Consider the following 10,182-nt stretch of genomic DNA (forward strand, 5'->3'; position numbering starts at 1 on the left):
GCCGATCGCCTTGTGAGGAATGGAGATTGGCATGACCTTCCCGCCGCTTCGCCCCCGGCTTACCGACTACGGCAGCTGCATCGCCGTGGAGAGCCTGCGCCTGCTCAAACCCCTGCCCGTGGTCAAGGCCGCGCTGCACACCCCCAAGGGCGTGCTGCCGCGCCGGGTCTGCGCGGTCAGCATCCAGCGCCGGAGATTGTGGGCGGACCGCCACACCGGCGCGCTTTACTGCGCGGAAACCGGCTACAGCCTGCGCCACACCAATCTGCGCCTCCAGGTGTGCCCGCAAGCGCTCAGCGTTTGAACGCCGCCATGCCCTTATCCACTCAAGCGGAACGCGCCGTCGCCGCCAGCGCCATGGACACGCTGCAATCGCTGGCCTCGCTGATGCGCGCGATCGAACGCCTGAACGAAACGGCTGACTCTCAAACGCGCGAGCACATCGCCCAACTCTGCCGGCTGGCGGCGGAGATGGCGCAGGACGCCCACAATGAGCTGGATCTGATCCTGGAGCGGGCGGCCCAGGCCGGCCGCGACGCCGCGACGCGCGCTTAGAACCTGTTTACGATCTGCTGCGCTTCGTGAAACCGGGCGCGGCGAGTAGCACTTCGAAATACTCATTTCTCAGCGGTTTTCGCCTTGTCTCGCTCTTGCTCGCGAGATCGTAAACACGTTCTTAGAAGCGGCTTACGAAGCCGCTTAAACCCAGCCGCCCAGCATCAACACTCCGCACGCGGCGATGCCGCCGCCGGCGACGCGCCCCAGCCGCTCGCCCAAGGCAAGGCGCGTTTCCGTCCGTCCCAGCAGCAAGCCGGCCGCGTGCAGCAGGCCGGAGGCCAGCACGAAACCGGCGGCGTAAGCCAGGCCGGAGGCGTCGTGCGGCATTTCCTGGCCGTGGGCGACGCCGTGCAGCAAGGCGAAGCCGGTGATCGCCGCCAAGGCCAGGCCGCGCCGCGGCTGCAAGGCGAAGGTCAGCAGCAGGCCCAGCGCGATCACGCTGGCGGCGATGCCGCTTTCCAGCGCCGCCACGCTCACGCCCAGCCAGCCCAACGCGCCGCCCGCGGCCAACATGGCCATGAAGGTCAAGGGCCCTTGCCAGCGAGCCGCGCCGCCCAGCCGCCACGACCACAAACCCACCGCCAGCATGGCCAGCAAATGGTCCAACCCGCCAAACGGGTGCGCGAGGCCGCTGGAAAAGCCGGCGGCGGCGTGGCCGGGGTGAGCCTGGGCCAGTCCGCTGGCCAGCAATAGCGCCAGCGCGGCCGGCGTGAATTTACGCAGAAAGGTCATTTTCAGCTCCCGAGAGGTCAAGTTGCAGCATGCCCTGGGTTTCGATGAAGGCGATGATGTCGTTCAGCCCCTGGCCAAGCTTGAGATTGGAGAACACGAAGGGCCGTTCGCCGCGCATGCGGCCGGCGTCGCGCGCCATCACCTCCAGCGAGGCCCCCACCAGCGGCGCCAGATCGATCTTGTTGATCACCAGCAGGTCCGACTTGCAGATGCCCGGCCCGCCCTTGCGCGGAATCTTGTCGCCGGCGGACACGTCGATCACGTACAGCGTCAGATCGGACAGCTCCGGGCTGAAGGTGGCGGCCAGATTGTCGCCGCCGCTTTCAATGAAGATCAGGTCTAGGCCGGGATGGCGCGCGTTCAGCCGCGCCACCGCCTCCAGATTGATGGACGCGTCTTCGCGGATGGCGGTGTGCGGGCAGCCGCCGGTCTCGACGCCGATGATGCGATCCGCCGCCAGCGCCTGGTGCTGGACCAGGAATTGGGCGTCTTCCTGGGTGTAGATGTCGTTGGTGACGGCGGCGACATTGTATTTGTCGCGCAGCGCCGCGCACAGCGCCCAGGTCAGATGGGTCTTGCCCGAGCCCACCGGCCCGCCTATGCCCACCCGCAACGGCCCGCGGCCCTGGGCGAGTCCTGTCGTGTTCATTGCTTTCTCCTTGAGATAGCGGCCTCCGGCTCAAGACCGGAACAGCCTGCTGTACTGGGTTTCATGCTTCATCGCCGCCCAGGCGAGGCCGGGGGCGAAATTGCTCAGTTGGTCCGCCGGCAGCCGCCGCGCCTCGGCGCCGGCGGCGGCCGCCGCCGGCAACAAGGCCGACAATAATTGCTGGCCGGCCGTCTGCCCCATCGGCATCGCCTTGAGCAGAACCGTGACCTGGTTCTCCAGCCAGCCCCATAGATACGCGTCCACCGCGCCGGCCTCGTCCACGCCCAAGGCGCGCGCCGCCTGCGCCCAAACCGCCGGCAGCGCCAGCTCCGCTTGTTCCAGGCCGGCCGGCCACGGCAAACCGGCGCATTCCGGCAACGCTTGCAGCAGGCGGCGCAGCGAATACCCCATCTGCACGGTCTCCTGCCTCAGTTCGCGGCTGTCGCGGCTGGCCAGCAATTGCTGGTTGATCCGCGTCAGCGCCGGCTGCTCGTCGGCGGCCAGCGCGCGCCAGGCCTGGGCCAGCAGCGCGGCTTCGAAACGGGACAGCGGTCCTTGCAGCGCATCGCCCAGCCAGGCGGCGGCGCTGGCGGCGTCATGCACCAGGCCCAGCTCCAGCGCGCTCTCCAGCCCTTGCGAATAGCTATAAGCGCCGATAGGCAGGCCGGGGCTGGCCAGCCGCATCAGTTGCAGCCGCGCCAGCGCGCTCATGCCGCGCCGTACTGATGCAGCCGCGGCGGATACTGGAAGGCCGCCTCCTTGCCGTGGGAGTGATGGTGGCCGCCGCCGTAAGCGCCGGACTCCGGCTGGAACGGCGCGTCGATTTTCCGCACTTGCGCGCCCATCTGCTCCAGCATCCGCGCCAGCACCTCGTCGTCCAACAGCCGCAGCCAGCCCTCGCCCACTTGCAGATGCACATGGCGGTTGCCCAGGTGGTAGGCGGCGCGGGTCAGCGCGACGGCGTCGGCGCAACAGACATGCAGCAAGGACTCCGTCGCGGCCGCCACCCTCACCCGGCGGCCATCCTCGGCCTGCAACACCTCGCCGTCGGCCAGCGGCGGCCCCGGTTCCAGAAACAGGCCGCAGTCTTCGCCGGCGGCGCTGCGGGTGCGCAGCCGGCGCTTGCCGCGCAGTTCGTAACTCATCAGCAACTCATCGTCCCAGGCGCTCGCATCGTCGGCGCGGCGTGTCAGCAACAACATGGCATCCTCTCAAAACAAGAAATAACGCTGCGCCAGCGGCAGGCGCTCGGCCGGTTCGCACCACAGCAATTCGCCGTCGGCGCGCACCTGGTAGTTTTGCGGGTCCACCTCGATATGCGGCAGGTAATTGTTGTGGATCAGATCGGCCTTGCTCAGCTGACGGCAGCCCCGCACCGCCACCAGCCGCTTGCGCAGGCCCAGTTCCGCGCCGACGCCGGCCTGCAGCGCCGCCTGCGACACGAAGGTGACGCTGCCGCGCGCCACCGCCGCGCCGCAGCTGCCGAACATCGGCCGGTAGTGCACCGGCTGCGGCGTCGGGATGCTGGCGTTGGGATCGCCCATCGCGGCGGCGGCGATGACGCCGCCCTTGAGGATCAGGCTGGGCTTGACCGCGAAGAAGGCCGGCCGCCACAGCACCAGATCGGCCAGCTTGCCGGCTTCGACGCTGCCCACCTCGTGGGCGATGCCGTGGGTCAGGGCCGGATTGATGGTGTACTTGGCCAGGTAGCGCTTGACCCGGAAATTGCTGTGGCCGGGGCCGTCGCCCGGCAAGGGGCCGCGCTGGCGCCGCATCTTGTCCGCCGTCTGCCAGCAGCGCAGTATGGTTTCCCCCACCCGCCCCATCGCCTGGCTGTCCGAGGACATCATCGCGAAGGCGCCCAGATCGTGCAGGATGTCCTCGGCGGCGATGGTTTCGCGCCGGATGCGGCTTTCGGCGAAGGCCACGTCCTCGGCGATGCCCGGGTCCAGGTGATGGCAGACCATCAACATGTCCAGGTGCTCGTCTATGGTGTTGACCGTGAACGGCCGGGTGGGATTGGTGGAGCTGGGCAGCACATTGGCGTGGCCGCAAGCCTTGATGATGTCCGGCGCGTGGCCGCCGCCGGCGCCCTCGGTGTGATAGGTGTGGATGGCGCGGCCCTTGAACGCGGCCAGCGTGGCCTCGACGAAGCCGGATTCGTTCAGGGTGTCGGTGTGGATGGCCACTTGCACGTCCATCTCGTCCGCCACCGTCAGGCAGTTGTCTATCGCCGCCGGGGTGCTGCCCCAGTCTTCGTGCAGCTTGAGGCCGATGGCGCCGGCGCGCACTTGCTCGCGCAGCGGCTCCGGCAGGCTGGCGTTGCCCTTGCCGGTGAAGCCCAGATTCATCGGAAAGGCTTCCGCCGCTTCCAGCATCCGCCCCAGATGCCACGGCCCCGGCGTGCAGGTGGTGGCCTTGCTGCCGGTGGCCGGCCCGGTGCCGCCGCCTATCATGGTGGTGACGCCGGACATCAGGGCGTCTTCGATCTGCTGCGGGCAGATGAAGTGGATGTGGCTGTCGATGCCGCCGGCGGTGACGATCATGCCTTCGGCGGCGATGATTTCGGTGGCGGCGCCGATGGCGATGTCGACGCCGGGCTGGATGTCCGGATTGCCCGCCTTGCCGATGGCGGCGATGCGGCCGTCCTTGAGGCCGATGTCGGCCTTGACGATGCCCCAGTGGTCCAGGATCAGCGCATTGGTCAACACCGTGTCGGCCACTTCCGCCGCCAGGCCCTGGCCCTGGCCCATGCCGTCGCGTATCACCTTGCCGCCGCCGAACTTCACCTCCTCGCCGTACACGGTGTAATCGCGCTCCACTTCCACCCACAATTCGGTGTCGGCCAAGCGCACCCGGTCGCCGACGGTGGGGCCGAACATCTCGGCGTACGCCTGTCTGCTGATTTTCATAAGGCCCCCATCACCTTGCCCTGAAAGCCGTACACCCGGCGCCGGCCGGCCAGCTCCACCAGCTCCACGCTGCGGACCTGCCCGGGCTCGAAGCGCACCGCGGTGCCCGCGGCGATGTTCAGCCGGCAGCCGCGGGCGGCCTCGCGGTCAAACTGCAAGGCGTCGTTGGTTTCAGCGAAGTGATAATGCGAGCCCACCTGGATCGGCCTGTCGCCGGTATTGGCCACCGTCAGCGTCAGGGTGTGGCGGCCGGCGTTGAGCTCGATCTCGCCCTCGGCGGCCTGGATCTGTCCGGGAATCATCGCGGCCTCCTCATACAATGGGCTGGTGGACAGTGACCAGCTTGGTGCCGTCCGGAAAAGTGGCTTCCACCTGGATGTCGGCGATCATCTCGGCCACGCCGTCCATCACGTCCTCGCGGCCCAGCAAGGTGGCGCCGTAATGCATCAGCTCCGCCACGCTGCGCCCGTCGCGCGCGCCCTCCATGACGGCGGCGCTGATATAGGCCACCGCCTCCGGATAATTCAGCTTCAGGCCGCGCGCGCGGCGGCGCTCCGCCAGCAGGCCGGCGGTGAAGATCAAGAGCTTGTCTTTTTCTCTGGGCGTCAATTCCATCGTGAAGTCCCATTTCTCATTGAAGGGTCAAGTCGCCCAGATGCGCGGCTCCTGCGCCGCGCGGCCGTGGGTGAACGGGTAAAGCAAGCGCCGCGCCCGCCGCAGCCAATGATGGGCGGCTTCGGCGCTGTCGCCGATGAAGCGCGCCAGCCAGACGTCCGGCAGTTGGCTGGCGGCGGCGCGGCCCGCCAGCGGCAGCGCCAATACCGCCTGATGCAAGGCCTCCGGCAGCGCCGGCCCGGCCCACAACAGCAGGCCGACCGCGGTCTGGCCGCCCATTCCGACCGCCGCGTCCAGCATGCGGTCGCCGCCGGCCAAGGCGGCGCGCTCGCACCAGATCAAGCGGCCGTCGCGTTCTATGTCCAGGCTTTGACGCCAGAGACCGCGGTCGAAGCGCTCGCCGCAGGCCGGCCGCCCCAGACAGAGCACGTCGCCATACAGCAGCGCGGCGTCGCCCTGCAGCTGGACACGGCCTTGCAAGCTCACCTCGGCGCCGGCGAACAGAATGGTTTCCAGCGGCAGCCATTCCAACCGCGCGCCGGCGGCCAAAGACAGCTCCAGCCGCTGGCTGGCCGGGCGGCCGAAGCCGTCGTACCACTTGGCGGCGCCGGGGCTGGTCAGCAGCGCGTCCGCGCCCTCTTCCAAAGTCACCGTCAGGCTCAGGCTGTCGCCGCCGGCCATGCCCCCCGGCGGATGCACGATGATGTGCTGGCACTGGCCGGCGTCGTCGGTGAAGTGGCGCTGCACCCGCAAGGGGCCGCAATGCCGCCGCCGCACCGGAATGGTGCGTCCGTCGCGGCGCCGGTAGCTCAGCTCCAGTTCGGCGGCCCAGGGCGGCGGCAGGCCGACTGCGGCGGCATCGCGTCGCATCGCTCAGATCGCCAGCAGCCCGCGCACGCCGTCCGCCCGCATGGCCTCGCCCAGGCCGCTTTGCACCACTGCGCCGCGCGCCATCACCAGGTAGCGGTCCGCCAGCGCCTCGGCGAAGTCGTAATACTGTTCCACCAGCAGGATGGCCATCTCGCCCCCGGCCGCCAATTGGCGGATCGCCGCGCCGATCTGCTTGATGACGGAGGGCTGAATGCCCTCGGTCGGCTCGTCCAGCATCAGCAGCGACGGCCGCCCGGCCAAGGCGCGGCCAATCGCCAATTGCTGCTGCTGGCCGCCGGACAGGTCGCCGCCGCGGCGGCCGCGCATCTCGTACAGCACCGGAAACATCTCGAACACGCTGTCCGGCAAGCGGCGGCCGGCCGCGCCGGAGAAACGCGCCAGACCCAGGCGCAGGTTTTCCTCCACCGTCAGCCGCGGAAAGATTTCGCGCCCCTGCGGCACATAGGCGATGCCGCGTGCCGCGCGCTGATGCGGCGCCAGCGCGGCGATGTCCTCGCCGCGCCAGCGCATGCGCCCGCCGCGTATCGGCAATTGCCCGCTCAGGCATTTGAGCAGCGTGCTCTTGCCCGCGCCGTTGCGCCCCAGCAGGCAGGTGATCCGCCCCGTCTCGGCGCGCAGGCTGATCCCGCGCAGGATGCGGCTGCCGCCGTAATACTGTTCCAGTCCGTCGATTTCCAGCATGTCAGCGCCCCAGATACACTTCGATCACCCGCTCGTCCGCCTGCACCTGCCGCAGCGTCCCCTCCGCCAGCACCGCGCCTTCGGCCAGCACCGTCACCCGGCCGCCCAGGCTGGCGACGAAATCCATATCGTGTTCCACCACCATCAGGGAGTGCTCGCCCTTCAGGCTCAGCAGCAGCTCCGCGGTCTGTTCGGTTTCGGCGTCGCTCATGCCGGCCACCGGCTCGTCCAGCAAGAGCAGCTTGGGTTGCTGAGCAAGCAGCATGCCAATCTCCAGCCATTGCTTTTGGCCGTGCGACAGCAGGCCGGCCAGCCTGCCGCGCTGCTCCTGCAGCCGCACCCGTTCCAGCAGCTCGTCGACGCGGCGGCGCTGAGCCGCGCCCAGCCGCGCGCGCAGGCTGGCGCGCACCGAGCGGTCTCCGGCCAGCGCCAGCTCCAGGTTGTCCGCCACCGTCATCGCCTCGAACACCGTGGGCTTCTGGAATTTGCGCCCTATGCCCAGTTGGGCGATCTCGGCCTCGTCGTATCTGCGCAGGTCCAGGGTCTGGCCGAAGAACACGCTGCCGGCGTCCGGCCGGGTCTTGCCGGTGATCACATCCATCATCGTGGTCTTGCCGGCGCCGTTGGGGCCGATCACCACGCGCAATTCGCCGACGGCGATCGACAGCGTCAAACGGTTCAGCGCGCGGTAACCGTCGAAATCAACTATGACATCGTCAAGATATAATATCTGTCCGTGCCGAATGTCCAGCCCCGGCGTCAATGGTCGGGACAAGCCCACCGCCTCGCCCTCCCACTGTCCGCGCGGAACGGTATTTTCGCTTGTTGTATTCATGTAGCATATCCGGGAAATCAATAAACGCGCGGCCGCCTCAAGCGCCGCGGCCTCGCGCCAGCCAGCCCATCAAGCCGCGCGGCAGCAACAGGGTGCCGGCGATGAACAGCCCGCCCAGGAAGAACAGCCAGTACTCCGGAAAGGCCACGGTGAACCAGCTCTTGGCGGCGTTGACCAAGACGGCGCCCAGCACCGGTCCGATCAAGGTGCCGCGGCCGCCCACCGCCACCCAGACGGCGGCCTCGATCGAATTGCCCGGCGACATCTCGCCCGGATTGATGATGCCGGCCTGCGGCACGTACAAGGCCCCGGCCAGGCCGCAGAGCATGGCGGACAACACCCATACCGCCAGCTTGTAGTCTTGCGGCCGGTAGCCGCAGAACATCAGCCGCGACTCGGCGTCGCGCACCGCGGTGAGCACACGGCCGAACTTGCCGCGCGTCAGCCGGAACGCCCCCAGCAAAGCCAGCGACAGCAAGAGCGCGCTGAGGACGAACAGCCAGGCGCGGGTGGCCGGCTCGGCGATGCCGAAGCCCAGGATGCGCTTGAAGCCGGTAAAGCCGTTATTGCCGCCAAAACCGGTTTCGTTGCGGAAGAACAGCAGCATCGCCGCATAGGTCAGCGCCTGGGTGATGATGGAAAAATACACGCCGCGGATGCGGGAACGGAAAGCCAGCCAGCCAAAGCCCAGCGCCAACAATCCAGGCGCGCCCACCGCCAGGCACAGGGCCCAGGCCAGGTGTTCGCTGCCCTGCCAGAACCACGGCAGCGTCCGCCAGTCCAGCGACACCATGAAATCCGGCAGCGCGCTCTGGTAGACGCCGTCGCCGCCGATCTGACGCATCAGATACATGCCCATGCCGTAGCCGCCCAGCGCGAAGAACAGGCCGTGGCCCAGGCTGAGCAAGCCGGCATAGCCCCAGACCAGGTCCAAGGCCAAGGCCAGCGCCGCGTAGCACAGAATCTTGCCCGCCAGGGTCAGAACATAGGCCGACACCCGCCAGCCGCTGTCCGCCGGCGCGAACACATGCAGCAAGGGCAAGGCCAGCAGACCGAGCCAGACCAGCACCAGCGCCGCCGCGCCCCAGCGCCGTCGGCCCAGGCCGGACAAGAGCCGTAAAGAGTAAGGAAGATGCATGGCGGCTCCTAATCCACGGCCCGGCCCTTGAGGGCGAACAGGCCTTGCGGACGTTTTTGGATGAACAGAATGATGCCGGCCAGGATCAGAATCTTGCCCAGCACCGCGCCCAGCGCCGGCTCCAACAGCTTGTTGGCCACGCCCAGGCCCAGCGCGCCCCATGCCGCGCCGGCCAGCTGGCCCACGCCGCCCAGCACCACCACCATGAAGCTGTCGACGATATAGCCCTGACCCAGGTCCGGGCCGACATTGCCGATCTGGCTCAGCGCCACCCCGCCCAGGCCGGCGATGCCGCTGCCCAGGCCGAAGGCCAACATGTCCACCCGCCCGGTGGCCACGCCCAGGCTGTCCGCCATGCGCCGGTTCTGAGTCACCGCGCGCACGAACAGGCCCAGCCGGCTGCGGTTCAGCGCCAGCCAGACCAGGCCCAGCGTCAGCGCGGAGAACAGAATGACGGCGATGCGGTTGTAGGGCAGCGTCAGCGCCGGGCTCAAGGCCCAGCCGCCGTTCAGCCAGCCGGGGTTGGCCACCGCCACGTTCTGCGCTCCAAACAAGGTCCGCACCAGCTGCATCAACACCAGGCTGATGCCCCAGGTGGCCAGCAGCGTTTCCAGCGGGCGGCCGTAGAGGTGGCGGATCACCAGCCTCTCCAGCGCCATGCCCACGGCGGCGGTCAGCAGGAAGGCCGCCGGCAGGGCCAGCGCCAGATAGGCGTCGGCGGCGGCCGGCCAGCGGCTGTGGAACAGGCTTTGCGCCGCGTAGGCGACATAGGCCCCCAGCATCAGCATCTCGCCATGCGCCATATTGATCACGCCCAGCAGGCCGTAAGTGACGGCCAGGCCCAAGGCCGCCAGCAGCAGCACCGAACCCAAGCTGAGGCCGGCGAAGGCCGCGCCCAGCAGATTGTCTATCCGCACGCTGGCGCGGATGGCCGCTTGCGCCCGCGTTGCGGCGGCCCGCACTTCGGCATCGTTTTCCGCGGCGGCGTCGGTCAAGGGCGCCAGCAAGGCCAAGGCCGCCGGATCGCCGCTGTCCGCCAGCGCCATGGCGGCGGCACGCCGCTGCGCCGGGTCCGGACTGCTCAGCGACAGGCGGGCGCCGGCCTGATCAACGAGCTGTACAAGGTGGGGTTTTCCATTTCCGAATCCCATCCGGACTACGTGGTGGTGGC

General features: G+C 68.7%; 14 protein-coding genes. 2 read left to right on the top strand and 12 right to left on the bottom strand.

The features are described from left to right. The first annotated feature begins 31 nt into the window (after positions 1-31). Entirely contained in the window at positions 32-304 is a 273-nt protein-coding gene (locus tag NK214_RS12715) for a hypothetical protein (protein WP_107799305.1), read from the top strand. An 8-nt stretch (positions 305-312) separates the two neighbouring features. Next, positions 313-555 (top strand): hypothetical protein, encoded by a 243-nt coding sequence (locus NK214_RS12720; RefSeq protein ID WP_253314663.1) that lies wholly within the window; start codon positions 313-315, stop codon positions 553-555. A 144-nt stretch (positions 556-699) separates the two neighbouring features. Here the strand turns inward: NK214_RS12720 and NK214_RS12725 are convergent, their stop codons facing one another. The 12 genes from NK214_RS12725 to urtB all read right to left on the bottom strand — a co-directional run. Next, complete coding sequence (locus NK214_RS12725; RefSeq protein WP_253314664.1) at positions 700-1,290, bottom strand: HupE/UreJ family protein; 591 nt, start codon at positions 1,288-1,290, stop codon at positions 700-702. Then, positions 1,274-1,939 carry an urease accessory protein UreG gene (ureG, locus tag NK214_RS12730; RefSeq protein WP_253314665.1) on the bottom strand — a complete coding sequence of 222 codons (666 nt, stop codon included), beginning with the start codon at positions 1,937-1,939 and terminating at the stop codon, positions 1,274-1,276. The genes NK214_RS12725 and ureG overlap by 17 nt, the downstream gene beginning before the upstream one ends. 30 nt (positions 1,940-1,969) lie before the next feature. Continuing rightward, entirely contained in the window at positions 1,970-2,650 is a 681-nt protein-coding gene (locus NK214_RS12735; protein WP_253314666.1) for an urease accessory protein UreF, read from the bottom strand. Beyond that, complete coding sequence (gene ureE, locus NK214_RS12740) at positions 2,647-3,141, bottom strand: urease accessory protein UreE (RefSeq protein ID WP_227108110.1); 495 nt, start codon at positions 3,139-3,141, stop codon at positions 2,647-2,649. Before ureE ends, NK214_RS12735 begins: the two co-directional genes overlap by 4 nt. Before the next feature lie 9 nt (positions 3,142-3,150). Continuing rightward, complete coding sequence (gene ureC, locus NK214_RS12745; protein ID WP_253314667.1) at positions 3,151-4,851, bottom strand: urease subunit alpha; 1,701 nt, start codon at positions 4,849-4,851, stop codon at positions 3,151-3,153. Next, on the bottom strand, positions 4,848-5,153 hold the full coding sequence (locus NK214_RS12750; RefSeq protein WP_253314668.1) for an urease subunit beta: 306 nt from the start codon (positions 5,151-5,153) through the stop codon (positions 4,848-4,850). Before NK214_RS12750 ends, ureC begins: the two co-directional genes overlap by 4 nt. Positions 5,154-5,163: 10 nt before the next feature. Beyond that, entirely contained in the window at positions 5,164-5,466 is a 303-nt protein-coding gene (ureA, locus tag NK214_RS12755; protein ID WP_107799313.1) for an urease subunit gamma, read from the bottom strand. Positions 5,467-5,493: 27 nt separating this feature from the next. After that, positions 5,494-6,336 carry an urease accessory protein UreD gene (locus NK214_RS12760; protein WP_107799314.1) on the bottom strand — a complete coding sequence of 281 codons (843 nt, stop codon included), beginning with the start codon at positions 6,334-6,336 and terminating at the stop codon, positions 5,494-5,496. A gap of 3 nt (positions 6,337-6,339) precedes the next feature. Continuing rightward, positions 6,340-7,038, bottom strand: coding sequence for an urea ABC transporter ATP-binding subunit UrtE (urtE, locus tag NK214_RS12765; RefSeq protein ID WP_253314669.1), 699 nt, complete (start codon positions 7,036-7,038; stop codon positions 6,340-6,342). A 1-nt stretch (position 7,039) separates the two neighbouring features. Continuing rightward, positions 7,040-7,873 (bottom strand): urea ABC transporter ATP-binding protein UrtD, encoded by an 834-nt coding sequence (urtD, locus tag NK214_RS12770; RefSeq protein WP_253314670.1) that lies wholly within the window; start codon positions 7,871-7,873, stop codon positions 7,040-7,042. Between the two features lie 37 nt (positions 7,874-7,910). Beyond that, positions 7,911-9,011, bottom strand: a complete 1,101-nt coding sequence (gene urtC / locus NK214_RS12775) for an urea ABC transporter permease subunit UrtC (RefSeq protein WP_253314671.1) — start codon at positions 9,009-9,011, stop codon at positions 7,911-7,913. Positions 9,012-9,019: 8 nt separating this feature from the next. Continuing rightward, positions 9,020-10,182, bottom strand: a 1,163-nt coding sequence (gene urtB, locus NK214_RS12780) for an urea ABC transporter permease subunit UrtB (RefSeq protein WP_253314672.1), incomplete at its 5' end; no start/stop codon positions are given.

Source organism: Chromobacterium sp. S0633, from assembly GCF_024158805.1.
Lineage (GTDB): Bacteria > Pseudomonadota > Gammaproteobacteria > Burkholderiales > Chromobacteriaceae > Chromobacterium.